This window comes from Erwinia sp. E_sp_B01_1 (assembly GCF_036865545.1).
Taxonomy (GTDB): domain Bacteria; phylum Pseudomonadota; class Gammaproteobacteria; order Enterobacterales; family Enterobacteriaceae; genus Erwinia.
This window is the reverse complement of sequence record NZ_CP142208.1, coordinates 3,316,878-3,341,674: the sequence shown is the minus strand read 5'-3', so window position 1 is coordinate 3,341,674 and position 24,797 is coordinate 3,316,878. Positions and strand designations below refer to the sequence as shown.

The following is a 24,797-nucleotide window of genomic DNA, read 5'->3' as shown; positions in this document are numbered from 1 at the left end:
CTTCGGATAAAATCCGGAAAAAAATTTAATAATTTATCCAGTAAATTTCGGGCCGTTGTTAACGCGGCGGTCAGGAAGATAAAGGATGAACTTACGGAAGCATGTTCACTATGGCTACAATTCATGTAGACGGTAAAGAATATGATGTTGATGGTGCGGACAACCTGCTGCAGGCCTGCCTCTCCCTCGGCTTAGATATTCCTTATTTTTGCTGGCACCCGGCGCTCGGTAGCGTAGGTGCCTGCCGCCAGTGTGCGGTGAAGCAATTCCAGAATGCCGAAGATACCCGTGGCCGCCTGGTGATGTCCTGTATGACACCAGCGTCTGACGGCACCTTTATCTCTATTGATGATGGTGAAGCGAAAGAGTTCCGTGAAAGCGTGGTGGAGTGGCTGATGACCAACCACCCGCACGATTGTCCGGTCTGTGAAGAGGGCGGTAACTGCCATCTGCAGGATATGACCGTGATGACCGGCCACAGCTTCCGCCGTTATCGCTTCACCAAACGTACTCACCGTAATCAGGATCTCGGGCCTTTCATCTCTCACGAAATGAACCGCTGTATCGCCTGCTATCGTTGCGTGCGTTACTACAAAGATTATGCGGACGGTACCGACCTGGGTGTTTACGGTGCGCACGACAACGTCTACTTCGGTCGCCCGGAAGATGGCACGCTGGAAAGCGAATTCTCCGGTAACCTGGTAGAAGTTTGCCCGACGGGCGTGTTCACCGATAAAACGCACTCCGAGCGCTATAACCGTAAATGGGACATGCAGTATGCGCCAAGCATCTGCCAGCAGTGCAGCATCGGCTGTAACACCAGTCCTGGTGAGCGTTATGGTGAAATCCGTCGTATCGAGAACCGTTATAACGGCGAGATCAACCACTACTTCCTGTGTGACCGTGGCCGCTTTGGTTATGGCTACGTCAACCTCAAGGATCGTCCGCGCCAGCCAATGCAGCGCCGTGGCAATGACTGGATCGCGTTGAACGCGGATCAGGCTATGCAGGGTGCCGCAGACGTCTTGCGTCAGGCGAAAAAAGTGATCGGGATTGGTTCTCCGCGCGCCAGCGTGGAAAGCAACTTTGCCCTGCGTGACCTGGTAGGTGCGGAAAACTTTTCAACCGGGATCCCGGCGGCCGAGCAGGCGCGTCTGGAGCTGATGCTGAGCGTACTGCGTGACAGTGGTGTCCACACCCCGGCGCTGCGCGAAATTGAAAGCTACGATGCCGTGCTGGTGCTGGGCGAAGATCTGACCCAGGTCGGCGCACGCGTTGCGCTCTCTGTGCGTCAGGCGGTAAAAGGCAAATCCCGCGAAATGGCTGCCGCCCAGAAAGTGGCAGACTGGCAGATTGCGGCGATCCTCAATATCGGTCAGAACGCCAAACATCCGCTGTTCATCACCAACGTCGATAAAACCCGTATGGATGATATCGCCGCCTGGAGCTATCGCGCTCCGGTTGAAGATCAGGCGCGTTTAGGTTTCGCCATCGCTAATGCGCTGGATGAAACCGCGCCAGCCGTTGAAGGTATCGATCGTGCGCTGGCAGGCAAAATTGATGTGATCGTTCAGGCGCTGGCCGGTGCAAGAAAGCCGCTGATTATTTCCGGCGTGCATGCGGGCAGCGAAGCGATGATTCAGGCTGCGGCTAACGTAGCGAAAGCCCTGAAAGGACGCGGATCTGATGTGGGTATTACCCTGCTGGCCGGTGCGGCTAACAGCGTGGGGCTGGGAATGATTGGCGGACATCCGCTGGAAACCGCCCTGGACGAGCTGGAAAGCGGCAAAGCCGATGCGGTGATCGTGCTGGAAAACGATCTCTATCGTCACGCCCCGAAAGCCAAAGTGGATGCGGCGCTGAGCAATGCTTCCAACGTGATTGTTATCGATCACCAGCGTACAGCCACCACCGAAAAAGCCGGTCTGATCCTCTCCACCGCCAGCTTTGCTGAAAGTGATGGCACACTGGTGAACCAGGAAGGTCGCGCACAGCGTTTCTTCCAGGTTTACGATCCGGCTTACTACGACCAAAACGTTGAAATGCTGGAAAGCTGGCGCTGGCTGCACTCCTTGTCCAGCACCATCACCAGCCGTGAGCCAGACTGGACCCAGCTTGATCATGTCATCGACGCCTGTATTGCGGCCCTGCCACAGTTAGCGGGGATTAAAGAGGCGGCACCGGATGCCAGCTTCCGTATTCGCGGTCAGAAACTGGCGCGTTCTCCCATTCGCTCCAGTGGACGCACCGCCATGCGCGCCAACATCAGCGTACATGAACCGCGTCAGCCTCAGGATAAAGACACCATGTTTGCCTTCTCTATGGAAGGGAACAACCAGCCGTCGGCAGCGCGTTCGCAGATTCCATTTGCCTGGGCACCAGGCTGGAACTCCCCACAGGCGTGGAACAAATTCCAGGATGAAGTGGGCGGTAAACTGCGCAACGGCGATCCTGGCGTGCGTCTGTTTGAAGCGGGTGATGCGCAACTGGGCTGGTTTGACGTCGTTCCGGCAGCCTTTGCCAGTGAGAGCGGTTACCGTGTGGCGCCTTACTTCCACCTGTTCGGCAGCGAAGAGATGACTCAACGCTCAGCCGTGATTCAGCAGCGTATGCCTGAGCCTTACGTCATGGTTAACCCGGCGGATGCGGCGAAACTGGGCGTGAATGCCGGAAGCGTGGTGGCCTTCAGCTGTAAAGGCGAAACGCTCCGTCTGCCGGTGCGCTTCTCTGACACCTTGCAGGCAGGGCAGGTCGGTCTGCCGCTGGGCCTGCCTGGTATCCCACCGTTCCTGCTGGGTGCCAACATTGACAATCTGCAGGAGGCGGCACAATGAGCTGGCTGACACCGGAAGTTATCGATGTTCTGATTGCCGTAGGTAAAGCGTTGGTGATCCTGTTGGTGGTAGTGGGCTGTGGCGCGTTTATGAGCTTTGGCGAACGTCGTCTGCTGGGCCTGTTCCAGAACCGCTACGGACCAAACCGCGTAGGCTGGGGCGGCTCGCTCCAGCTGGTGGCGGACATGATCAAAATGTTCTTCAAAGAGGACTGGACGCCACCCTTCACTGACCGCGTGATCTTTACGCTGGCCCCGATGATCGCTTTCACCTCGCTGCTGCTGGCGATGGCCATCGTGCCTGTGACCTCCACCTGGATGGGCGCTGACCTGAACATCGGTCTGCTGTTTTTCCTGATGATGGCGGGTCTGGCCGTGTATGCGGTGCTGTTTGCTGGCTGGTCCAGTAACAACAAATACTCCCTGCTGGGTGCGATGCGTGCCTCGGCTCAGACCCTGAGCTACGAAGTGTTCCTTGGCCTGTCGCTGATGGGCGTGGTGGCACAGGCTGGCTCGTTCAATATGGTCGATATCGTCAACAGCCAGCAGCACATGTGGAACATCATTCCACAGTTCCTGGGCTTTTTGACCTTTGCCATTGCGGGCGTTGCGGTCTGTCACCGTCATCCCTTTGACCAGCCGGAAGCGGAGCAGGAACTGGCCGACGGTTATCACATTGAATATGCCGGGATGAAATTCGGGCTGTTCTTCGTGGGGGAATATGTCGGCATCGTGACCGTTTCTTCACTGATTGTGACGCTGTTCTTCGGCGGCTGGAACGGCCCGTGGTTGCCACCGATTTTCTGGTTCGCGATCAAAACGGCGTTCTTTATGATGATGTTCATTCTGATTCGTGCTGCGTTACCGCGCCCACGCTATGACCAGGTGATGTCGTTCGGCTGGAAAGTATGTCTGCCGTTGACGCTGTTGAACCTGCTGGCTACTGCCGCAGTGATTCTCTACAACGCGCCGCAGTAAGGGGAAGACCATGACATTAAAAGACATCGCGGTAGGGTTTGGCACCACCGTTCGCAGTATCTTCCTGATTGGCATGAACGCCTTTGCTAAGCGTGAAACCATGATGTACCCGGAAGAGCCGGTTTATCTGCCGCCGCGTTACCGTGGACGTATCGTGCTGACGCGCGATCCGGACGGTCAGGAGCGCTGCGTAGCCTGTAACCTGTGCGCCGTTGCCTGCCCGGTTGGCTGTATCTCCCTGCAAAAAGCGGAGATGCAGGATGGCCGCTGGTATCCGGAATTTTTCCGCATCAACTTCTCGCGCTGCATTTTCTGTGGCCTGTGTGAAGAGGCGTGCCCGACCACGGCAATTCAGCTTACCCCGGATTTCGAGCTGGGTGAGTTCAAGCGTCAGGATCTGGTGTATGAGAAAGAGGATCTGCTGATTTCCGGTCCCGGAAAATATCCGGAATATAACTTTTACCGGATGGCGGGTATGGCGGTCGACGGGAAAGACAAGGGCGACGCTGAAAACGAAGCCAAACCTATCGACGTCAAGGGCTTGTTACCTTAAGGAGCCAGGCATGGAATTTGCTTTTTATCTTTGCGGACTGGTGTCGGTGCTGACCACGTTGCGTGTTATCACCCACACCAACCCGGTCCACGCACTGTTATACCTGATCATCTCTCTGCTGGCCGTGGCCGGGGTGTTTTTCTCGCTGGGGGCTTACTTTGCCGGTGCGCTGGAAATCATCGTTTACGCCGGGGCGATCATGGTGCTGTTTGTGTTTGTGGTGATGATGCTGAACCTGGGCGAAAGTACCGAGGGGCAGGAGCGGGAATGGCTGAAGCCGGCCGTCTGGATTGGTCCGGGGCTGCTGTCGCTGGTGCTGCTGGTGGTGATGGTCTACGCCATCCTCTCCGTTAACGATCAGGGCATCGACGGCACGATGATCGACGCTAAAGCCGTGGGTATCAGCCTGTTTGGCCCTTACGTTCTGGCCGTCGAGCTGGCTTCAATGCTGCTGCTGGCGGGTCTGGTAGTGGCTTACCATATTGGACGTGAACAGCGTAAGGGCGAAGTCCTGAGCAACCGTCCGGGTGATGCGCCGAAAAGCAAAAAGGAGGAACACGCATGATCCCTTTGCAACACGGCCTGATTCTGGCGGCCATTCTGTTTGTTCTTGGACTGACCGGGGTGGTTATCCGCCGCAACCTGCTGTTTATGTTGATTAGCCTCGAAATCATGATCAACGCCGCGGCACTGGCGTTCGTGGTGGCCGGGAGCTACTGGGGGCAGGCCGACGGACAGGTGATGTATATCCTGGCGATCAGCCTTGCCGCTGCCGAGGCCAGTATTGGTCTGGCACTGCTGCTGCAGCTTCATCGCCGCAGCCAGAACCTCAACATTGATAAAGTGAGCGAGATGCGCGGATGAATCTTCTCTATTTAACCGTTCTTTTTCCGCTGATTGGTTTCCTGCTGCTGGCATTTTCCCGTGGTCGCTGGTCAGAAAATCTCTCTGCTGCCGTAGGGATGGGCTCAGTCGGCCTCGCGGCGCTGGTCACCCTGTATGCCGGTATGGATTTCTTCAGTCAGGGACAGGCTCCCATCACCCAGGCGCTCTGGACCTGGATGCAGGTGGGCAACTTTAAGATGGACGTCAACCTGACGCTGGATGGTCTCTCGCTGACCATGCTGTCAGTGGTGACGGGCGTGGGCTTCTTAATCCACATGTTCGCCTCCTGGTATATGCGTGGGGAAGAGGGCTACTCCCGCTTCTTCGCCTACACCAACCTGTTTATCGCCAGCATGGTGGTTCTGGTTCTGGCCGACAACCTGATGCTGATGTATCTGGGCTGGGAAGGGGTGGGCCTTTGCTCATACCTGCTGATTGGCTTCTACTACACCAATCCTGATAACGGTGCGGCGGCGATGAAAGCCTTTATCATCACCCGCGTCGGTGACGTGTTCCTGGCTTTCGGTCTGTTCATTCTTTACAACGAACTGGGCACGCTGAACTTCCGCGAAATGGTGGAGCTGGCTCCTGCGCACTTTGCTGCTGATAATCACATGCTGCAATGGGCTACGCTGGCGTTGCTGGGTGGTGCTGTCGGTAAATCTGCACAGCTGCCGCTGCAAACCTGGCTGGCGGATGCGATGGCGGGTCCAACACCGGTTTCCGCACTGATCCACGCGGCGACGATGGTGACGGCGGGTGTTTACCTGATTGCCCGAAGCCACGGCCTCTTCCTGCTGACGCCTGATGTGCTGCATCTGGTGGGCATCGTTGGTGCCATCACGCTGGTGCTGGCAGGCTTTGCTGCGCTGGTGCAGACCGATATCAAACGCGTACTCGCTTATTCAACCATGAGTCAGATTGGCTATATGTTCCTCGCACTGGGCGTTCAGGCCTGGGATGCGGCGATCTTCCACCTGATGACCCATGCGTTCTTTAAAGCGCTGCTGTTCCTCTCTTCCGGTTCGGTGATCCTGGCCTGCCACCACGAGCAGAATATCTTCAAGATGGGCGGCCTGCGTAAAAGCATTCCGCTGGTCTATGCCTGCTTCCTGGTGGGGGGCGCGGCGTTGTCCGCTCTGCCACTGATTACCGCTGGCTTCTTCAGTAAGGATGAAATCCTGGCGGGTGCGCTGGCTAACGGGCATCTCAACCTGATGGTCGCGGGTCTGGTGGGGGCGTTTATGACCTCGCTGTACACCTTCAGGATGATCTTCATCACCTTCCACGGCGAAGAGAAAATTCACGCACACGCAGGCAAAGGCATTACGCATCATCTGCCTTTAATCGTGCTGCTTATCCTCTCAACCTTTATTGGCGCAATGATCGTGCCTCCGCTGAAAGGCGTCCTGCCGGACACCCTTGAACTGGCGCATGGCAGCGTACTGACGCTGGAGATCACCTCTGGCGTGGTGGCCATTGTCGGTATTCTGCTGGCAGCCATGCTCTGGCTGGGCAAACGCACGCTGGTCACCAGCATTGCGCAAAGCGCACCGGGCCGGTTCTTCTCGACCTGGTGGTTCGCGGCCTGGGGCTTCGACTGGCTGTATGACAAAGTGTTCGTTAAGCCTTACCTGTTTGTCGCGTGGGCACTGCAGCGCGATCCGCTGAATGGCATGATGAACCTCCCGGCTCTGTTCTCCCGTCTGGCGAACAAAGGCCTGGTAGTCAGCGAAAACGGCTATCTGCGTTGGTATGTCGCCTCAATGAGCGTGGGGGCCGTGGTGGTCCTGGCGCTGCTGATGACGATCTAAAGGTTAGTGAGCGGGGTAGGGCTGCGTGCCTTACCCCAACAAAGAATTATGAAAATATTCCCCTGACCGGGGAACAAGAGAAGGGAAAAACCCGCCATGTTATTACCTTGGCTTATTTTAATCCCGTTCATCGGTGGCCTGCTTTGCTGGCAGCTTGAGCGCTTTGGCGCAAAAGTGCCGCGCTGGATTGCGCTGATCTCGATGGGATTGACGCTGGCGCTTTCACTGCAACTCTGGTTGCAGGGTGGCTATTCACTGACTCAGGCAGCGGGCATTCCGCAGTGGCAGTCTGAATTCCTGGTCTCCTGGATCCCACGCTTCGGCATTAACGTGCACCTTGCGCTGGACGGCCTCTCACTGCTGATGGTGGTGCTGACCGGCCTGCTGGGCGTGATGGCGATCCTCTGTTCCTGGAATGAAATTGAAAAATGGCAGGGCTTCTTCCACCTGAACCTGCTGTGGATCCTGGGCGGCGTGATCGGCGTGTTCCTTGCCATCGACATGTTCCTGTTCTTCTTCTTCTGGGAAATGATGCTGGTACCGATGTACTTCCTGATCGCCTTGTGGGGTCATAAAGCATCGGACGGGAAAACGCGTATCACCGCAGCGACCAAATTCTTCATCTATACCCAGTCCAGCGGTCTGGTGATGTTGATTGCGATTCTGGCGCTGGTGTTTGTGCATTACAACGCCACGGGCGTCTGGACCTTCAATTACGAAGATCTGCTGAAAACGCCAATGTCGCACACCGTTGAATATCTGCTGATGCTGGGCTTCTTTATCGCCTTCGCGGTAAAAATGCCGGTGGTACCCCTGCACGGCTGGTTGCCAGACGCGCACAGTCAGGCGCCTACCGCAGGTTCTGTTGACCTGGCAGGGATCCTGTTAAAAACCGCCGCTTATGGTTTGCTGCGGTTTGCACTTCCGCTGTTCCCGAACGCCTCGGCTGAGTTTGCTCCGATTGCTATGTGGCTGGGGATTATCGGCATCTTCTACGGTGCGTGGATGGCCTTCTCGCAGTACGATATCAAGCGTCTGGTTGCTTACACCTCTATTTCGCACATGGGCTTCGTGCTGATTGCCATCTACACCGGCAGCCAGCTGGCGTTCCAGGGCGCGGTGATCCAGATGATTGCTCACGGCCTGTCAGCCGCGGCGCTGTTCATCCTGTGCGGCCAACTCTATGAACGTCTGCACACCCGTGATATGCGTCAGATGGGTGGTCTGTGGTCACGCATTAAGTGGCTGCCAGGCATGTCACTGTTCTTCGCGGTTGCTAACCTGGGGATGCCAGGCACCGGTAACTTCGTCGGAGAATTTATGATCCTGACAGGCAGCTTCCAGACTGTACCGGTAATTATTGTTATCGCTACCTTCGGTCTGGTATTTGCTTCCGTTTACTCACTGGTCATGATGCAACGTGCTTACTACGGCGCACCAAAATCAGACACTCCTCTACGCGGCATGTCCGCTCGTGAGTTCCTGATGATTATGGTGCTGGTGGTTCTGCTGGTGCTGCTGGGTATTTATCCACAGCCGATTCTGGACACCTCACATGCTGCGATGAGTAATATTCAGCAGTGGTATACCGCTTCAATTCCAACTACAAGGCCGTAATTCGCCATGACAATAACTCCTCAACAATTGATCGCGCTTCTGCCGCTGCTGATCGTCGGATTGGCGGTGGTGGTTGTGATGCTGTCCATTGCGTGGCGACGCAACCATTTCGTCAATGCCACGCTGGCGGTGATTGGCCTGAACATTGCGCTGTTCTCGCTGTTCTTTGTGGGCCAGGCGGGGCCGATGGATGTCACTCCGCTGATGCGTGTGGATGGCTATTCGATGCTCTACACCGGGCTGGTTATTCTTGCCAGTCTGGCTACCTGCACCTTTGCTTATCCCTGGCTGGCGGGTTACCCGGACAACCGCGAAGAGTTTTACCTGCTGGTACTGATTGCCGCCCTGGGCGGGATCGTGCTGGCAAGTGCCAACCATCTGGCTTCGCTGTTTATTGGTATTGAACTGATCTCCCTGCCGCTGTTTGGGCTGGTGGGCTATGCCTTCCAGCAAAAACGCTCGCTGGAAGCCAGTATCAAATACACCATTATGTCTGCCGTGGCCTCTTCCTTCCTGCTGTTCGGGATGGCGCTGGTCTATGCCGATTCCGGCAACCTGAGCTTCATCGCTCTGGGTAAAAGTTTGAATGACGGCATCCTGCATCAGCCGTTGCTGCTGGCAGGTCTGGGCATGATGATTGTCGGTCTGGGCTTCAAGCTGTCGCTGGTGCCTTTCCACCTCTGGACGCCGGATGTTTATCAGGGTGCACCTGCACCTGTATCAACGTTCCTGGCCACCGCCAGCAAAATCGCCATCTTTGGGGTGGTAATGCGTCTGTTCCTCTATGCGCCAGTGGCGGACAGTGAAGCGGTGCGTCTGGTGTTGTCCATTATCGCCGTGGCGTCGATTCTGTTCGGTAACCTGATGGCTATCTCGCAGAGCAATATCAAGCGTCTGCTGGGCTACTCCTCTATCGCTCACCTGGGCTATCTGCTGGTGGCGTTGATCGCCATCCAGACGCATCAGCTGTCGCTGGAAACCGTGGGCGTTTATCTGGCCGGTTATCTCTTCAGCAGCCTGGGCGCATTTGGCGTGGTCAGTCTGATGTCCAGCCCTTATCGCGGTCCGGATGCCGACTCGCTCTACTCTTACCGTGGCCTGTTCTGGCACCGTCCAATTTTGTCAGCAGTAATGACCGTGATGATGCTGTCGCTGGCCGGTATCCCGATGACGCTGGGCTTTATTGGTAAGTTCTACGTGATCGCGGTGGGTGTGGGTGCGCATCTGTGGTGGCTGACGGGTGCAGTGGTGTTGGGGAGTGCAATTGGCCTCTACTACTATCTGCGCGTCACTGTCAGCCTCTACCTCACCCCGCCAGAGCTTTTACAGCGTGATACCCCGGCTAACTGGGCCTTCACTGCGGGCGGCGTTGTGGTGCTGATCTCGGCCATCATGGTTCTGCTGCTGGGTATCTATCCTCAGCCGTTGATCTCACTGGTACAGATGGCTCAGCCCCTGATGTAATCCGGGAGTGTGACCAGAAACGGGTTCCTTTTCAGGAGCCCGTTTTTTTTGGCGTGTTTCAGCAGATAACGCCAGCACCGCCGCCATAAAACCTGATGCCCTGCTCAGGAAAAAATCTTGCGGCTGTACCCTTTCGGGTAAACGTGTAGAGTAATAAAACGATTGTTTACCGGAGCAGAAGAATGGAAGTGTACTGGCAGGATTTACACCACAGCGAACTGAGTGTCGCGCAACTCTATCAGGTGTTGGCTCTGCGTAATGCGGTATTCGTCGTCGAGCAGAATTGCCCCTATCAGGATCTGGATGGCGCCGATTTGTCAGGTGAAAACCGTCACCTGCTGGCGATATTCGATCGGCAAATAGTGGCTTATGCGCGGATCCTTGCGCCAGAGGCGGCAGACAAACCGGTGAAAATTGGCCGGGTGATCGTTTCCAGCGAGGCACGCGGATTAAGCCTGGGTAACAGGCTGATGGAGCAGGCGATCGCCACCTGTGAACACTTCTGGCCGCAGCATAAAATCTTCCTTTCGGCCCAGGCCCATCTGCAGAATTTCTATGGCCGGTTTGGCTTTGAAACGGTCAGTAACGAGTATCTGGAAGACAATATTCCGCACATTGATATGCAACGCTGAGGATCTACAGGCTGTCGGTCTGAGGGCAGACGTAAACTGATGCAGAGTGCGCTATCGGCTGGCCGTCAGTTCAGTGGCAGAGATAGCCGACGATAATGCCATCAGCATCAGCCACCGACCGATGCTGATGGATCAAGCTGCTACTTTTTCTTATAGACGTCTGCAGTACCATGCATTTTGTTGTTGGTATTGCCCGATGTCAGCACAAAGATGTCGCCGCCTTTCTCATCAGCCATTTTGGAGAGCTCGGCTTTGGCGTCAGCGGCACTGGTCTCGCCCGATGTCGAAATATTGCCTACCTTTACGTACTGATCCTGCACTTTTTCGAAATCCCTTTTCTGCATCATTTCTGCAGAAAAGACGCTGGAGGCGAACGTGCAGGCGACTATAGCTAACAGGATCTTCTTCATAATTATTTCCTTTTAACAGCCGGTCAGGATATACCATCCTGGTACATATATAGTTTGCGCCAGGTAAGTTGTCTATTTAACGCCTGAGAAATTGCGGCAATCTGTGAGGGCGGATTCTATTTTTATAAAGGCTGGGTAGGTAATTTTAAATTACCTATTAAGGGGTAAATCAAAGTCCGTCACTATTTAGTTCGCAAACTATATAAAAGGCTGGTAACCAAATAAATGGATAAATGTTTTTATAATCTGAGAGCTGCGGGTGGGGTTAATAGTGGCCTCGTTCAGAATTTATGATTTACATTATCTGTGTTCAATTTTTTTGTGAGTTACTCCGGTTTTTGATTAAAAAATACTGCCGTTAACCGTGGAGCAACTTCAGGTGTTTTATAATCATTGCTGAAGTGTTGTGCCTCGTCATAATTGATAAATTCCCGGGAGGGATAAAATGATTATCTCGCAAAGACTTCCTGTCAGGCTGGGCGTAATTATGCTTTTTTACGCTCGTGGGGTGTTCATCAAAAACCGTTGAACCACACCAGTATTCGGGTTTTATGACCGATTACTCAGATTTAAAACCCGTTGAAACCTCTTCTGGCCATCAGGTATTACGCTGGATATCCCCAGGCTTCCATCTGAATCAGTACCAGGATATCTATTTCGCTCCGCTGGTTTATTATCCGCCTCCGGTGCCAAACAGCCGGGTCAGCGCCAGTACACTTGAAAAAGTCCGTCTCTATGCGGAACAGCGTCTCAAAAGTGCCGTGGGGGCAAAATTACGTTTAACCAGTCAGCCCCATGCTGGTGGACTCAGGCTCAATACTGCAATCACTGCCGTTTCTGCTGAAAATAAAGATATTCGTGTCTATGAATTCCTGCCGGTGACGGCCGTTTTAGCCGGAACCATGGCAGCAACAGGCCAGCGTTCACAAAACAGTTACTTCTTTATCGAAGCGGTTTTGACCGATGTGTCAACCAATAAGCCGGTGATTAAAGTGGTGAGGAAAGCCTATGGGGGCGCAGTAACGAACAGTAACGCTGAAATTACTCAGGCCGATCTGAAAAGTGCGATCGATGACATGGTGGTCGATGTGGCGCAATTTCCAGACCGGTAGTCCAAAAAGAGAGGGAGGCGATCCTGTCCTCCCTGCATTACTGAACAGGTTAGTGGTCAAGGTAGAGGTAATGCATCCAGCTCGTCATGCGTAACAACACTTTACGCATGACCGAAACGTGAGAAAAATGGTCGGAATAGATAGCGACCTGGGCTGCAATTCCATCCGGTAATGCATCCACCTCCTTATTGGCATCCAGCTCAACAATGGCCAGAACGCTGTCGGCACCGTCAATGCTGTTCAGCGACTGCAACGTTCCCTGAGCCTGATAGGTCCCTCCCGGAACCACAGGCAGAATTCTGGTCAGTTTGCCCTGAAAGACCTGACCCGGTAGCGCATTAAATACCACTTCAGCCTGATCGCCTCCTTCCAGGCGCAGCAGCGAATTTTCCCTGAATTGAGCGATAATCTGTCGCTTCTGCTCCGGAATGAAAATCATCACCGGGCGCAGCGGTAAGGCTGCTGCATAGGTTCCGGGGCGGATCAAAACCTGGGTAACATAGCCATTACTGGGGGCGCGAACCACCGTCTGTTCAAGATTGTACCGGGCTTCAGCAAGCTGGGCTCTGAGACTGACAATCTGTGACTGTTCGCCGTTTACTACGCTCTCCAGCTGACTTTTGATTTGTGCCTGTTCTGCCAGCGAACCTTTTACCAGCGCATCCTGAGCCAGAAAGTTATGCCGCGCATTATCAATGTCCCTCTCTGAAAAAGGATTGACCTTAGCCTGACTCCCTTTGAGATAACGTTGATAATCTTCGTAGAGGCGGTCACGCTCAGCCGATACGTGCGAGGTGTTGGCTATCGCTTCATCCAGCTGCCCCTTCAATACCTGAGTGTTATGGACTGCGGTGATGAGATCGGCCTGAACCCGGTCAACCCGTGCCTGAAAACGGGTTTTGTCTAATTCAAACAGCATTTCTCCTTTCTGAATACGGACGTTTTGTTTGTCGGTGACTTTACTGACCACGCCGGTAACCTGAGGTGTCACAGGAAGGGAGATCACCGCCTTTTGCGCCAGCGAGGTATAGGGATGGTTGTAATTCATCAAAAGGATAAGTCCGCTGACCAGGAAAACACCCCCTAATGCAGCAGTGGGTACCGTCCATTTATTCACCGGTATTTTAAAAATCTTAAAAATGCTCCAGGCCAGCGCAACATAGGTCAGAATAATCAGCAAATCCATAATATTACTCCGGTGGCAGGACGTTGCCCTTAGCCTGCTGTTGTTCCAGTGCCGTTACACGCTGCTTGAGCTGTTGCAGAGTCTCATGGTCATTCTGCATCCCCCAACCCACGCCGGGACGATAGAGGGTCGCCCAGATCCACAGAAACGGCCAGATGACGTGCAGGGTGAACAGGCTCACCCATCCGGCAACATGAATGGCGTCAGCATGAGGATGGTTACGCGATTTGGCGATAAGGTAGGGAATGTCATGAAGGATAATAACCCCGTAAAAAATCACGAGAAAAACAAATATCAGCACCCCAAGTGCAAAGTAGTCCAGGAACATACCCGCCTCGAATAAAATAAGTAGCCTGAATTTGAATATAGTCGCAAGCCAGATTTACAGCAATTAACCCTGTAAAGATGTCTGGGAAGTTGTGGATGATAATTAAATAGGGAATGGTACTGCCAGATAAATAAAAATTATCTCTTTAAACAGGCTCACACCCTGTTTTTAAAAGTCACACTATACTGAGGTTTCCCGAAATGGGACTTGCCTCTATTCAGGTGGCTCTAAATCGTGGCACTGTTTTTTAAATAGCAGCAGTAACTTTTCATTCTCTCATTCTTCAGACCCGGTTCAGGACGGAAGTCTTAAGGAGTTATGCCTTGACGAAAGATTATCATGGCATTGCCACAGTTGATGAAATCAAACGCTGGTCGCCGGTGTGGATCATTCCTGTCGTCACTTTACTGATTGGCGGCTGGATTTTATATTATCACTTCAGTCATCTGGGGCCGGAAGTCACTCTGATCACGGAAAACGCGGAGGGGATTCAGGCGGGCAAAACCACCATCAGAAGCCGCAGTATTGAGATAGGGCACATTGAGAGTGCGACGCTGACCGACGATCTTCATCATGTCGAAATCAAAGCGCGGCTGAATACGGGAATGGAAAAACTGCTGTTTGCGGATACCCTTTTCTGGGTGGTGAAACCGCAGGTGGGGCGTGAAGGGGTTACGGGACTCGGCACGCTGCTGTCAGGCGCCTATATTAATTTGCAGCCCGGCAGTCAGGGCAAACAGCCGCAACACTACACGTTGTCAGATGCGCCACCACGGGCAGCGGCTAACGCCAAAGGTATCCGCATCACCCTCGGAAGCAATAAAGCCGGGCAGCTAAGTCCGGGCGATCCGGTGCTTTTCAGAGGATACCGCGTCGGGACGGTTGAAAGCAGTCTGTTAGATACAGACAAACGTATGATGGTCTATCAGCTATTTATCTCTGCTCCCTATGATCAGTTGGTCACTACCCATGTCCGGTTCTGGAAAGAGAGCGGCATAGCCGTTGATATGTCCGCTTCCGGGATGCGGGTAGAAATGGGATCCCTGACCACCTTGTTTAGCGGAGGGGTGAGTTTCGACATCCCTGAGGGGTGGACGGCGGGCGAAAAAGCCGTGAACAGAGCGGAATATCGCCTGTTTGATGACCGGGGCAGTATCCAGGATTCGCTTTATACTGCCCATATCGATTTTCTGCTGTTCTTCTCCAGCTCCGTGCGTGGCCTGCAGGCTGGTGCGCCTGTCGAGTTTCGCGGTATACGCCTTGGTACAGTAGCGAAGATGCCTTTCTTCCTGCCGGATGTCCCCCAGGATCTGAAAACGCACTATCGCGTTCCGGTACTGATACATATTGAACCCGAGCGTTTTATCAGTGGAATGAATCAGGGCTTTCAGGTTGAACAACGTTTGAAAGAAGCCATAAAGCGCGGCCTGCGTGCGACGCTGAAAACCGGCAACCTGCTTACCGGATCGCTGTATGTGGAACTGGACTTTTATGACAATGCGGAACCTTATCAGGGCGCGTTACAGGTCGCCGGGTATGAAGTTATTCCGACTTTAAACAGTGGCCTGGGGCAGGTTCAGCAAAAACTCATCGCCGTGCTGGATAAAATCAATGACCTGCCGCTCAATCCGGTGCTGACCGAAGCCACAGGGACATTAAAACAGAGTCATCGCACGCTACGGGAATTGCAGGTAACGTTGAAAAATGTTAACAAGTTGATTGCCAGTCCGGGGATGAAAAAATTGCCCGATGAGACGCAGCAAACGTTACGCGAGCTGAACCGCAGTTTAAAAGGCCTGCAACCCGGCTCGCCTGCCTATATCAGGCTGGTGGCCAATATGCAGAAACTGGATCAGGTATTGCGGGAACTCCAACCCGTACTTAAGACCCTGAACAGCAAAAGTAATGCCCTGATTCTGCAAGCCCCGCCGGGCGAAGATCCTCAGCCTGAAAAGGCGAAGCGATGAATAAGGAAACGCTTGCCCAGTGAGTTCTCCTGCAGGGAATATCCCCTGTGTGACCAGGTTCTGTCTTAGCAAAGGATAATAATGATGCTGGAATTGTTTGAAGCGATAGGATTGGGGCTGGTGGTACTGCTTCCGCTCGCCAATCCTCTGACCACCGTAGTGCTGTTTTTGGGCCTTGGTGGCCAGATGAGCAGCGCTGTTCGCAACCGTGAAGCGATGATGGCCTCAATCTATGTTTTCATCATTTTGATGGTGGCCTGGTATGCCGGACAGTGGGTGATGAACACCTTTGGGATCTCGATTCCCGGACTGAGGATTGCAGGTGGCCTGATTGTCTCTTTCATCGGCTTCCGCATGCTCTTCCCGCCGCAAAAAGGCCACGCTGCCCCAGAGGTGGAAAGTAAAACTCAGGCGCTGGCGCAGGAGCCTGAAACCAGTATCGCTTTTGTACCGCTGGCGATGCCGGGTACAGCTGGCCCCGGTACCATCGCGATGGTTATCAGCTCGGCCTCTACGTTACGTAACACCGTTGCTTTCCCCTCCTGGGTCATTATGGTGGCTCCGCCGCTTATCTTTCTGGCGATCGGTTTGATTTTATGGGGTTGTCTGCGCAGTTCCGGCGCGCTGGTACGGGTGCTGGGGCAGAGTGGAATTGAGGCAATCTCCCGGCTGATGGGGTTTCTGCTGGTCTGTATGGGGGTGCAGTTCATCATTAATGGCGTACTGGAGATTGTCACTACGGTGACAGGCAGCACCGCCTGAAGGATAAGCGAGTGGTAAGCCTGTAAAAAAGGGCGGGGATAGTTTCCCCGCCCTCAGGTCTTAACCGGAGGTCATCTGACGGTCATCGACATATTTGCGCTTATCTGGCGCAGGTGGGAAGTACTGATAAAGCCAGGTTTCGCTCAGCGTCTCATCTTTCGTCCGCAGGAACAGACGCAGATTTACCGGCTCCGTGGAGTCGCTGTTCGGATACCAGTCAAACAGAATGCGGTAGCCGTCAATCGGTTCAACGTAGAGGATCTCCACCTGCTTCAGTGTACCGGAAGTGGTGGTGATCACCGGCTCAATGCCTTTCGGCGCAGCCGCTTTCAGATCGCCGCCCACAAAGTCCACTGCGAAACGGCGCGCCCAGACATCCGGATAGTGTTCACCCGGTGCCCAGCCTTCCGGGAAGCCGCCCATACCGGTACGGGTTGCGTTCACGCGGGACAAGCCGCTGCGTACCGGCGGTAAGCCGCTCCAGTAGAGTTTGTAGCTGAAGCTGTGTTCGCTACCGGCTTTGATCGCCTCTTCGGGGCGCCAGAAACAGACGATGTTATCCAGCGTTTCACCGGTGGTCGGGATTTCCATCAGATTGATAGCTCCTTTACCCCATTTCCCTACCGGTTCCACCCACAGGCTCGGGCGCTTGTTGTACCAGCCAATCACATCCTGATAATCCTGGAAGTCATGATTAAGCTGCAACATGCCAAAGCCACGAGGATTTTCATCCTTATAGGCGTTATAGGTCAGGCGCTGGGGATTATTCAGCGGGCGGCAAATCCACTCGCCCACGCCGGTCCACATCGCCAGGCGATCGGAGTCGTGGATCTGCGGGTGAATGGTGTCGCACATGCGGCGTTCATTATTACCGCAGCTGAACATGGTGGTCATGGGGGCTATGCCAAGCTGGTCGATATCTTTACGCGCATAAAGGTGGTTTTCCACCTCCATCACCACACGTTTATCTTCACAGTGAACAGTGAATTTAAATGCGCCGGTGCAGCTCTCGCCATCCAGCAGGGTATAGACGGTAAAGGTGGTGTCGTCCGCTTTTGGCGTTTCGAACCAGAAGGCGGTGAAGTCAGGGAACTCTTCTTTACCGCTGCTGAAGGTATTGACAGCCACGCCGCGCGCCGAAAGGCCATACTGGTAAGTTTCATCTACCGCACGGAAATAGCTCGCGCCCAGGAAGGAGACGATATCCTTGCTGGCCAGCTCGGGTTTTTTGAACGCGCGGAAACCTGCAAAGCCCAGATCGGTTTTGCCTTCCAGCTGCTTAGTGTCCACGTTAGCGTTGTTATAGTTAAACAACTCCGGACGGAAGTGAATTTCACGCGCTTCACGGCTTGCTGCGTCAACGGAGAACATCCGCAGACGGCGCTTAAAGCCCATTCCCACGTGGAAGAACTGCACGTCAAGCTCGCGGTCAGGAATGTCATTCCACAGCGAGTGATTGGCGTCGTACTGAATTTCGTTATAGGCCTGCGGCGTCATTGTCGCCAGCGTTTCTGGCAGCGGAGCTGGCGCGCCACCGTAAGGTTTTTTCGCCAGATCGGCGGCCATCTGCTTCAGCACACCAAAATCAAAGCGCTTTGCGGAGCCATCAGCGATATCGGTATCAGCCCAGGCAGCCTGCGCGAATAACGAAGATAAGCCGGACATCCCGCTTACCGTAGCGAAAGCCATGGACGCTTTCATAAACATTCTTCGATTCATGCCAGAAATCATTCCCATTGCTGAACGGTGTTTGTAGAGACTGTCGTGTGAGTGCACGCTCACAGCCATGCCTTACCCGGATGTGAACAGGTCACAGGGGGTTACGACAGCCCGTAAGGTCAAAGATTCAGTCAGCAAAAAATTTATCAGAATAATCTAACAAAAGCAGCGTTTTCCTGGAAAGAGCACGCTTTTCAGAGCCTTCTGCGTTGTTCATAATCAGCCAATTCCTGGAAGGGTTATCAGGCAGGCTCAAAAAAAGTGTCTATAGTTAGTTGATAACTTTATTCGCACAAGGAGATGTTATGGCTACAACGATTGCACCTGAAGAGAATCGCCTGGACGACGACCTGGCCCTGCTGACTAAAACTCTGGAAGATGTTCTTAAGTCTTCCGGCGATCCGGCTGACCAGAAGTATGTCGAGCTGAAAGCCAGAGCTGAAGAGTCGCTTAATGACGTAAAATCACGCGTCAGCAACGCTTCAGACACCTATTACGTTCGTGCGAAACAAGCTGTAGATCGTGCCGATGAATATGTGCACGAAAAGCCGTGGCAGGGAATTGGCGTTGGCGCCACCCTGGGGCTGGTTGTAGGTTTGCTGCTGGCGCGTCGTTAAGATAGCGTTATCAGGCAAAAATAACGGGCGTCCTTCGGGGCGCCCGTTTTGCTTTCTGCCTGGCAGGACTGGAGAGCGGTTCAGATCAAAAGGCCCGGCCCACCAGCCAGGTACACTGTGACGACGTTGATTTGTCTGGAATGCTCAATGGCTCTCAGTTCTGCCCTGCAACATTTGCAACAGCAGCTCCTTGCTGTCACCCGCCGCCAAACCGGTTTTTTGCACCTCACCGCGTCGATTGTGGGCGAAGTTGACGGGTTGCAATGGCTGGCCTCACAAACCCTCTGGCCGCAGTTTTACTGGCAACAGCGCGAAGGCGAGCCGCAGCTGATGGCGATTGGCGAAGTTCGCCGCGCTGAAACGCTGCCGGAGGCAGAGGTGCTGCTGCAACAGTTACCTGAAGAAGCTTGCCTGGTGGGGGCAAACGCCTTTGCGCTGGATAAGAGCTGGCTATTTTTGCCCAGGCTGCTGTGGCGCGGCAATACCCTGAGCATTTTCCTCTGGGGCGGGTTACAGGATGAAGCCCGGAAGGCGCTGGATTTATTGGCGCAACTGCGTCCTGTGACAGCGCTGCCTGCGCTTCCACAGCATCTGACGCACTGTCAGCACTATCCCGATAAACAGGGCTGGGCCCGGCAGGTTGAAGCCGCGCTGCAGAGCATCGATCAGGGCGGCCTGGAGAAAGTGGTACTGGCCCGCGCCACCGACCTACGCTTCCGGCAGGCGCTCTCTGCTGTTTCGCTGCTCGCTGCCAGCCACAAGGTCAATCACCGCTGTTATCATTTTCTGCTGGCTTTTAGTGCGGAGCAGGCGTTTCTCGGCTCCAGCCCGGAACGGCTTTATCATCGTCACGCTCTGGCACTGAGCAGTGAAGCGCTGGCGGGCACCTGCGCCAACGCTGACAGCCCGCAACAGGCCAGGAAAATGGCTGAGGCTTTGCTGAACGACGGGAAAAATCTGCACGAAAACGCCCTGGTGGTGGAGGATATTTGCCAGCGCCTGCAAGCCGTTACCAGCGAACTGGACGTTGCACCGGTCAGCATTCTGGCACTGCGTAAGGTCCAGCATCTGCGTCGGACTATCGCAGCCCGGCTTCATCAGCCGCATGACATCCCCTTGCTGCAACGGTTACAGCCCACGGCTGCCGTCGCCGGGCTACCCCGCGAGCCTGCCCTGAAGTTTATTGAACAACACGACGTTTTCTCACGGGAGTGGTATGCCGGTTCGGTTGGCTGGCTTTCTGCCAGCGAAAGTGAATTTACTGTGGCGTTGCGTTCTGCGCTGGTCAGCGGCAACAGCGTGCGTTTGTATGCCGGTGCGGGGATTGTGTCCGGCTCTGAAGCTTCGCTGGAGTGGCAGGAGATCAATCAGAAAGCGTCGGGGCTGGCGAGCCTGTTAGCGGTCGAAATAGCGAACGGATCCTGCCCCAAATCAAGTTGAGGTTTTTTTGCCTCTTTTATACTGCTACCTGCTTTGATCAGGAGTGGGTTATGTCACAAAGTACCTTTAACCGTCGCTGGGCAGGGGTTGTTGTTGAAGCGTTAACCCGCCACCGGGTAGCGCATATCTGCATTGCTCCCGGTTCACGTTCTGCTCCCCTGACGCTGGCTGCCGCCAGCCATCCCCGGCTGATTTGCCATACCCACTTTGATGAGCGGGGCCTGGGACATCTGGCGCTGGGATTAGCCAAATCCACCGGCCAGCCCGTAGCCATTATCGTCACTTCCGGCACGGCAGTAGCCAATCTTTATCCTGCGGTGATTGAAGCCCGGCTGACCGGAGAACGCCTGATTATCCTCAGTGCAGACCGGCCAGCTGAATTGATTGACTGCGGAGCCAATCAGGCCATCGATCAACAAGGGGTGTTTGCCAGCCATGCCATGTCGCTTTCGCTTCCCCGGCCCACCGCGGATATTTCTGCCCGCTGGCTGGTTTCGGCGATTGATTCGCTGCTGGCGCAGAATGAATCCGGTGCGGTACAGATTAATTGTCCTTTTGCTGAACCGCTTTACGGCGGCGATCCGGCTGCATTTCAGGCCTGGCATGCGGCACTGGGGAGCTGGTGGCAGGATAGCCAGCCCTGGCTGCAACAGATGGCTGAGAGGGCAACGCCGCTGCATCCTGAATGGTCCCGCTGGCGGCAAAGGCGTGGCGTGGTGGTTGCCGGGAAAATCACCGCAGAGGAGGGCGTGGCAGTTGCCCGATGGGCCAGTGAACTGGGCTGGCCGTTGATAGGAGACGTGCAGTCGCACTGCGGTCAGCCACTGCCTTCAGCCACGCTCTGGTTGCAGGATCCCCGCACCCTTGCGTTACTTTTCTCTGTGGAAATTGTGGTGCAGTTTGGCAGCCATCTCACCGGCAAGCCTCTCTCCGCCTGGCTGGCAGCCTGTCAGCCCGAAACCTTCTGGCTGATTGAACCTATGCCACAAAGGCGCGACCCGGCACAGCATCGCGGTTGCCGTATCCTGGCCGAAATCCTCCCCTGGCTGGCAGCGCATCCGGCTCAAGTCCGGACTGACTGGTGCCCTGCGCTCAGAACGCTGGTGGCCGGGATCAATGCCGCTTCAGCAGCCCGGGCACATTCTTTACCAGACCAGCTACCAACCTCAGGGGGAGCTTTCAGGGGGCAGCTACCGGCGTTAAGTGAAGCCCCCGGGGCACATTCCTCATCACAACAGCAGCCTGTATTGAGCGAAGTGACTCTGGCCCGGCATCTGCCCGGCTTCCTGCCCGCATCAGGCGCGCTGTTCCTTGGCAACAGCCTCACCATTCGTCTGGTGGATGCCTTCGCTCAACTTCCTGCCGGGTATCCGGTGTTTGCCAACCGGGGAGCCAGCGGAATTGATGGCCTGATTGCCACGGCGGCTGGCGTACAGCGCGGTCTTGCCACGCCTCTGCTGGTGGTGCTGGGGGATATCTCTGCCCTTTACGATGTGAACAGTCTGGCACTGTTTCAGTCGTCGGCCGCGCCGGTGGTGATCATTGTGGTAAACAATAACGGCGGCCAGATCTTTTCAATGCTGCCGACGCCAGAAGCCGAAAGAGAGCGCTATTTTGCGATGCCGCAAAGGGTGGACTTTGCCGCCGCCGCTGAGCTGTTCGGGCTGAAGTTTCAACGGCCAACACGCTGGCAGGCGCTGACGGATGCCATTGAGCTCGGCTGGCGGGGTGGCGTAACCCTGATTGAACTCCAGGTTTCAGAAGATGAGGGCGCGCGCAGCCTGGTAGCGGCCCAGGCAGGGGATGAGGGTGCACACCGTTTAATGGCAGTAAAAGCAGGTGATGCATGATCCTGCATGCCTGCTGGCAGGGCAATCATCACAGTCGTAAACCGGTGCTGGTCTGGCTGCATGGTTTTCTTGGCAGCAATGCCGACTGGTTGCCTGTTCAGGCGGCATTTTCAGACTGGCCGCAGCTCAGCGTCGATCTTCCCGGACATGGCGGCTCCCAGGCGCAGCCGACCACGGGGTTTGATGCCCTCTCCGCGAGTCTGAATGCGACATTACGCGTCCATCGCGTGCAGCGTTACTGGCTGATCGGCTATTCACTGGGTGGCCGCGTGGCTTTGTACCACGCCTGCCGTCATGCGCTGCCCGGACTGATGGGGTTGGTTGTTGAGGGTGGGCATTACGGCCTTGCACTGGCAGAACAACGGACCCGTCGTCTTGCCCATGATGGGCGCTGGGCCAGCCGTTTTCGTCATCATCCTCTGCAATCAACGCTTGCGGCCTGGTATCAGCAGCCGGTTTTCAGCGATCTCACCGCTTCACAGCGTGTCGGGCTGATCCGGCTGCGTTTGCATAATCATCGCGCTGCCCTGGCCGATATGCTGCTTGCCACTTCGCTTGGCAGACAACCCTGGCTGCTGCCGGAGCTGCATCAGCTGCGGGTCCCGTTGCACTATTTCTGCGGCGAGTGGGACAGCAAATTTCAGCGGCTGGCAGCTCAGGCCTCACTTCCCTGCGTGCTAATCCCTTCAGCGGGACATAACGCCCACCGTGCTAATCCCGCCGTTTTTGCCGACAGGCTGGCGCAACGGCTTACTTCTCAGGAGTTAAAATGATCTATCCCGATGAACAGCTGCTTTCTGCCCCGGCAGACTGGCAGGACTCAGGTCACCCCTTCAGTGATATTCGCTACCATAAAACCGGTGATGGCATTGCAAAAATCACCCTGAACCGGCCGGAAGTTCGCAACGCCTTCCGGCCACAGACGGTAAAAGAGATGCTGATCGCCCTGAATGATGCGCGTCATGATGAGCAGGTTGGGGTGATAGTGCTGACCGGCGAAGGTCATGAAGCTTTTTGCGCCGGGGGCGATCAGAAAGTACGGGGCGACTACGGCGGCTATCAGGATGAGTCCGGGGTGCATCACCTCAACGTGCTGGATTTTCAACGGCAGATTCGTACCTGTCCGAAACCCGTGGTGGCGATGGTGGCAGGCTATGCTGTGGGCGGCGGCCATGTGCTGCATCTGCTTTGCGACCTGACGATAGCCGCAGATAACGCGCAGTTTGGTCAGACCGGGCCGAAAGTCGGCTCTTTCGATGGTGGCTGGGGAGCAGCCTACATGGCGAGAATAGTCGGGCAGAAAAAGGCCCGGGAGATCTGGTTCCTCTGCCGGATGTACAACGCCCGTCAGGCGCTGGAGATGGGTCTGGTGAATACCGTAGTGCCCCTGGCAGATCTGGAAAAAGAGACGGTGCGCTGGTGCCGTGAGATGTTGCAAAACAGCCCGATGGCGCTGCGCTGCCTGAAGGCCGCGCTGAACGCAGACTGCGACGGTCAGGCTGGGCTGCAGGAGCTGGCGGGCAATGCCACCATGCTGTTTTATATGACCGAAGAGGGGCAGGAGGGGCGCAACGCTTTTAATCAGAAACGTCAGCCCGATTTCAGCAAATTCAGGCGAAATCCATGATGCGTCATGCCACGATTTTTCGCTGGGAGTTGCCGCTGGAAGCGGGTGTGGTGCTGCGGGACAGGCGCATAAAAACCCGCAGCGGGCTGCTGGTCAGGCTTAGGCAAAACGGCCGGCAAGGGTGGGGAGAAATCTCGCCCCTGCCGGGTTTCAGCGCGGAAAGTCTGGCAGAGGCTCAGGCGGCAGCGCAGCGCTGGTTACAGCTCTGGTGCTCTGGCATAACGCCCGCTGAGTGTGATTTACCTTCAGTGGCCTTTGGCCTGAGCTGTGCCCTGACGGAGCTTAAGGGAGAACTGCCTGAAGAGGGCAACTACAACAGTGCGATCCTCTGTAAAGGCGATCCGGATAGCTTGTTCGCGTTACTACAGCAGCAGGCAAGGCCGCTGGCAAAAATGAAGGTCGGTCTGTATGAGCCAGTACGCGACGGCATGATGGTGAATCTGCTGCTGGAAGCACTACCAGACCTCACCCTCCGGCTGGATGCAAACCGTCAGTGGAGCCTGGAAAAAGCGCTGAATTTTGCCCGCTTTGTCCCGGTCGGACTACGTCCCCGCATCGCTTTTCTGGAAGAACCCTGCCGCAGCCAGCAGGACTCACGCACTTTTGCCCGCGAAACCGGCATTGCCCTCGGCTGGGATGAAAGCACGCGCGAGCCCGGCTTTCAGCCCCTGGCAGAACCCCATCTCACTGCCATCGTGATCAAACCCACGCTGATCGGCAGCCTGACCAACGTTCGGCAACTTATTGCTCAGGCCGAGCGCGCAGGGCTGAGCGTGGTTATCAGCTCTTCTCTGGAGTCCAGCCTTGGCCTGAGCCAGCTGGCACGGCTCGCTCACTGGTTAACGCCTGGCATGACGCCGGGGCTGGATACGCTGGAGTTGATGTCGCACCAGCTGGTGCGAAGCTGGCCGCAATGCACTCTGCCGCTGATCCAGACTGACAAACTGGCGATCTTATGGTCGCAGTAATGCGCGCTTTCACCCGGCTACTGACTCCGGCACCA

General features: G+C 55.3%; 22 protein-coding genes. 18 read left to right on the top strand and 4 right to left on the bottom strand.

The features are described from left to right. The first annotated feature begins 110 nt into the window (after positions 1-110). From nuoG to VRC33_RS15605, 9 genes are all read left to right on the top strand, one after another. A complete protein-coding gene (gene nuoG, locus VRC33_RS15645) occupies positions 111-2,834 on the top strand; it encodes an NADH-quinone oxidoreductase subunit NuoG (protein ID WP_338557235.1) in 2,724 nt (907 codons plus the stop codon). Then, positions 2,831-3,811 carry an NADH-quinone oxidoreductase subunit NuoH gene (gene nuoH, locus VRC33_RS15640; RefSeq protein WP_338557234.1) on the top strand — a complete coding sequence of 327 codons (981 nt, stop codon included), beginning with the start codon at positions 2,831-2,833 and terminating at the stop codon, positions 3,809-3,811. Before nuoG ends, nuoH begins: the two co-directional genes overlap by 4 nt. A 10-nt stretch (positions 3,812-3,821) precedes the next feature. Next, positions 3,822-4,364: an NADH-quinone oxidoreductase subunit NuoI gene (gene nuoI, locus VRC33_RS15635; RefSeq protein ID WP_338557233.1), complete on the top strand. Its 543-nt coding sequence runs from the start codon at positions 3,822-3,824 to the stop codon at positions 4,362-4,364. Positions 4,365-4,374: 10 nt separating this feature from the next. Then, the gene (nuoJ, locus tag VRC33_RS15630) at positions 4,375-4,929 is read left to right on the top strand and encodes an NADH-quinone oxidoreductase subunit J (protein ID WP_338557232.1); all 555 of its coding nucleotides are present in this window, start codon (positions 4,375-4,377) and stop codon (positions 4,927-4,929) included. Next, positions 4,926-5,228, top strand: a complete 303-nt coding sequence (gene nuoK / locus VRC33_RS15625; RefSeq protein ID WP_034894855.1) for an NADH-quinone oxidoreductase subunit NuoK — start codon at positions 4,926-4,928, stop codon at positions 5,226-5,228. Before nuoJ ends, nuoK begins: the two co-directional genes overlap by 4 nt. Continuing rightward, positions 5,225-7,063 (top strand): NADH-quinone oxidoreductase subunit L, encoded by a 1,839-nt coding sequence (gene nuoL / locus VRC33_RS15620; protein WP_338557231.1) that lies wholly within the window; start codon positions 5,225-5,227, stop codon positions 7,061-7,063. The genes nuoK and nuoL overlap by 4 nt, the downstream gene beginning before the upstream one ends. A 96-nt stretch (positions 7,064-7,159) precedes the next feature. Next, positions 7,160-8,680, top strand: a complete 1,521-nt coding sequence (nuoM, locus tag VRC33_RS15615) for an NADH-quinone oxidoreductase subunit M (protein WP_338557230.1) — start codon at positions 7,160-7,162, stop codon at positions 8,678-8,680. A gap of 6 nt (positions 8,681-8,686) precedes the next feature. Further along, positions 8,687-10,144: an NADH-quinone oxidoreductase subunit NuoN gene (gene nuoN, locus VRC33_RS15610; RefSeq protein WP_338557229.1), complete on the top strand. Its 1,458-nt coding sequence runs from the start codon at positions 8,687-8,689 to the stop codon at positions 10,142-10,144. 182 nt (positions 10,145-10,326) lie between these two features. After that, complete coding sequence (locus VRC33_RS15605; protein ID WP_338557228.1) at positions 10,327-10,776, top strand: GNAT family N-acetyltransferase; 450 nt, start codon at positions 10,327-10,329, stop codon at positions 10,774-10,776. A gap of 140 nt (positions 10,777-10,916) precedes the next feature. Here the strand turns inward: VRC33_RS15605 and yahO are convergent, their stop codons facing one another. Continuing rightward, on the bottom strand, positions 10,917-11,186 hold the full coding sequence (gene yahO, locus VRC33_RS15600) for a DUF1471 family periplasmic protein YahO (RefSeq protein WP_338557227.1): 270 nt from the start codon (positions 11,184-11,186) through the stop codon (positions 10,917-10,919). Between the two features lie 551 nt (positions 11,187-11,737). Here yahO and VRC33_RS15595 point away from each other — a divergent pair. Next, positions 11,738-12,298, top strand: a complete 561-nt coding sequence (locus VRC33_RS15595) for a DUF3313 domain-containing protein (protein ID WP_338557226.1) — start codon at positions 11,738-11,740, stop codon at positions 12,296-12,298. Between the two features lie 49 nt (positions 12,299-12,347). Here VRC33_RS15595 and VRC33_RS15590 read toward each other — a convergent pair whose 3' ends face one another. Both VRC33_RS15590 and VRC33_RS15585 read right to left on the bottom strand, forming a co-directional pair. Next, positions 12,348-13,484, bottom strand: a complete 1,137-nt coding sequence (locus tag VRC33_RS15590) for an HlyD family secretion protein (protein ID WP_338557225.1) — start codon at positions 13,482-13,484, stop codon at positions 12,348-12,350. Positions 13,485-13,488: 4 nt separating this feature from the next. Then, positions 13,489-13,812 carry a DUF3302 domain-containing protein gene (locus VRC33_RS15585; RefSeq protein ID WP_338557224.1) on the bottom strand — a complete coding sequence of 108 codons (324 nt, stop codon included), beginning with the start codon at positions 13,810-13,812 and terminating at the stop codon, positions 13,489-13,491. 323 nt (positions 13,813-14,135) lie between these two features. On the opposite strand from VRC33_RS15585, the gene pqiB reads away from it, so the two are divergent. Both pqiB and VRC33_RS15575 read left to right on the top strand, forming a co-directional pair. Next, positions 14,136-15,779, top strand: coding sequence for an intermembrane transport protein PqiB (gene pqiB / locus VRC33_RS15580; RefSeq protein WP_338557223.1), 1,644 nt, complete (start codon positions 14,136-14,138; stop codon positions 15,777-15,779). 84 nt (positions 15,780-15,863) lie between these two features. Continuing rightward, positions 15,864-16,541, top strand: a complete 678-nt coding sequence (locus tag VRC33_RS15575) for a MarC family NAAT transporter (protein WP_338564313.1) — start codon at positions 15,864-15,866, stop codon at positions 16,539-16,541. A gap of 60 nt (positions 16,542-16,601) precedes the next feature. Here VRC33_RS15575 and VRC33_RS15570 read toward each other — a convergent pair whose 3' ends face one another. Beyond that, positions 16,602-18,260, bottom strand: a complete 1,659-nt coding sequence (locus VRC33_RS15570) for a glucan biosynthesis protein D (RefSeq protein WP_338564312.1) — start codon at positions 18,258-18,260, stop codon at positions 16,602-16,604. A 305-nt stretch (positions 18,261-18,565) separates the two neighbouring features. On the opposite strand from VRC33_RS15570, the gene elaB reads away from it, so the two are divergent. The 6 genes from elaB to menC all read left to right on the top strand — a co-directional run bounded on the left by elaB (position 18,566) and on the right by menC (position 24,762). Next, positions 18,566-18,877 carry a stress response protein ElaB gene (elaB, locus tag VRC33_RS15565; protein WP_338557222.1) on the top strand — a complete coding sequence of 104 codons (312 nt, stop codon included), beginning with the start codon at positions 18,566-18,568 and terminating at the stop codon, positions 18,875-18,877. A 147-nt stretch (positions 18,878-19,024) separates the two neighbouring features. Next, positions 19,025-20,317 carry an isochorismate synthase gene (locus VRC33_RS15560; RefSeq protein WP_338557221.1) on the top strand — a complete coding sequence of 431 codons (1,293 nt, stop codon included), beginning with the start codon at positions 19,025-19,027 and terminating at the stop codon, positions 20,315-20,317. A 50-nt stretch (positions 20,318-20,367) separates the two neighbouring features. Continuing rightward, a complete protein-coding gene (gene menD / locus VRC33_RS15555) occupies positions 20,368-22,167 on the top strand; it encodes a 2-succinyl-5-enolpyruvyl-6-hydroxy-3-cyclohexene-1-carboxylic-acid synthase (protein WP_338557220.1) in 1,800 nt (599 codons plus the stop codon). Further along, positions 22,164-22,940, top strand: coding sequence for a 2-succinyl-6-hydroxy-2,4-cyclohexadiene-1-carboxylate synthase (menH, locus tag VRC33_RS15550; RefSeq protein ID WP_338557219.1), 777 nt, complete (start codon positions 22,164-22,166; stop codon positions 22,938-22,940). Before menD ends, menH begins: the two co-directional genes overlap by 4 nt. Next, a complete protein-coding gene (menB, locus tag VRC33_RS15545; protein ID WP_338557218.1) occupies positions 22,937-23,794 on the top strand; it encodes a 1,4-dihydroxy-2-naphthoyl-CoA synthase in 858 nt (285 codons plus the stop codon). The genes menH and menB overlap by 4 nt, the downstream gene beginning before the upstream one ends. Continuing rightward, positions 23,794-24,762 carry an o-succinylbenzoate synthase gene (menC, locus tag VRC33_RS15540; RefSeq protein WP_338564311.1) on the top strand — a complete coding sequence of 323 codons (969 nt, stop codon included), beginning with the start codon at positions 23,794-23,796 and terminating at the stop codon, positions 24,760-24,762. The genes menB and menC overlap by 1 nt, the downstream gene beginning before the upstream one ends. Positions 24,763-24,797: the final 35 nt, after the last annotated feature.

Bases quoted from the DNA above. Each gene is read 5' to 3' on its own strand.
- nuoI (WP_338557233.1), top strand. From the start codon at position 3,822: ATGACATTAAAAGACATCGCGGTAGGGTTTGGCACCACCGTTCGCAGT.
- VRC33_RS15575 (WP_338564313.1), top strand. From the start codon at position 15,864: ATGCTGGAATTGTTTGAAGCGATAGGATTGGGGCTGGTGGTACTGCTT.
- nuoK (WP_034894855.1), top strand. From the start codon at position 4,926: ATGATCCCTTTGCAACACGGCCTGATTCTGGCGGCCATTCTGTTTGTT.
- VRC33_RS15585 (WP_338557224.1), bottom strand. From the start codon at position 13,812: ATGTTCCTGGACTACTTTGCACTTGGGGTGCTGATATTTGTTTTTCTC.
- VRC33_RS15570 (WP_338564312.1), bottom strand. From the start codon at position 18,260: ATGAATCGAAGAATGTTTATGAAAGCGTCCATGGCTTTCGCTACGGTA.
- menC (WP_338564311.1), top strand. From the start codon at position 23,794: ATGCGTCATGCCACGATTTTTCGCTGGGAGTTGCCGCTGGAAGCGGGT.
- VRC33_RS15595 (WP_338557226.1), top strand. From the start codon at position 11,738: ATGACCGATTACTCAGATTTAAAACCCGTTGAAACCTCTTCTGGCCAT.
- menB (WP_338557218.1), top strand. From the start codon at position 22,937: ATGATCTATCCCGATGAACAGCTGCTTTCTGCCCCGGCAGACTGGCAG.
- nuoL (WP_338557231.1), top strand. From the start codon at position 5,225: ATGAATCTTCTCTATTTAACCGTTCTTTTTCCGCTGATTGGTTTCCTG.
- VRC33_RS15605 (WP_338557228.1), top strand. From the start codon at position 10,327: ATGGAAGTGTACTGGCAGGATTTACACCACAGCGAACTGAGTGTCGCG.
- nuoH (WP_338557234.1), top strand. From the start codon at position 2,831: ATGAGCTGGCTGACACCGGAAGTTATCGATGTTCTGATTGCCGTAGGT.
- menD (WP_338557220.1), top strand. From the start codon at position 20,368: ATGTCACAAAGTACCTTTAACCGTCGCTGGGCAGGGGTTGTTGTTGAA.
- nuoN (WP_338557229.1), top strand. From the start codon at position 8,687: ATGACAATAACTCCTCAACAATTGATCGCGCTTCTGCCGCTGCTGATC.
- VRC33_RS15590 (WP_338557225.1), bottom strand. From the start codon at position 13,484: ATGGATTTGCTGATTATTCTGACCTATGTTGCGCTGGCCTGGAGCATT.
- nuoJ (WP_338557232.1), top strand. From the start codon at position 4,375: ATGGAATTTGCTTTTTATCTTTGCGGACTGGTGTCGGTGCTGACCACG.
- elaB (WP_338557222.1), top strand. From the start codon at position 18,566: ATGGCTACAACGATTGCACCTGAAGAGAATCGCCTGGACGACGACCTG.
- menH (WP_338557219.1), top strand. From the start codon at position 22,164: ATGATCCTGCATGCCTGCTGGCAGGGCAATCATCACAGTCGTAAACCG.
- nuoM (WP_338557230.1), top strand. From the start codon at position 7,160: ATGTTATTACCTTGGCTTATTTTAATCCCGTTCATCGGTGGCCTGCTT.
- nuoG (WP_338557235.1), top strand. From the start codon at position 111: ATGGCTACAATTCATGTAGACGGTAAAGAATATGATGTTGATGGTGCG.
- yahO (WP_338557227.1), bottom strand. From the start codon at position 11,186: ATGAAGAAGATCCTGTTAGCTATAGTCGCCTGCACGTTCGCCTCCAGC.
- VRC33_RS15560 (WP_338557221.1), top strand. From the start codon at position 19,025: ATGGCTCTCAGTTCTGCCCTGCAACATTTGCAACAGCAGCTCCTTGCT.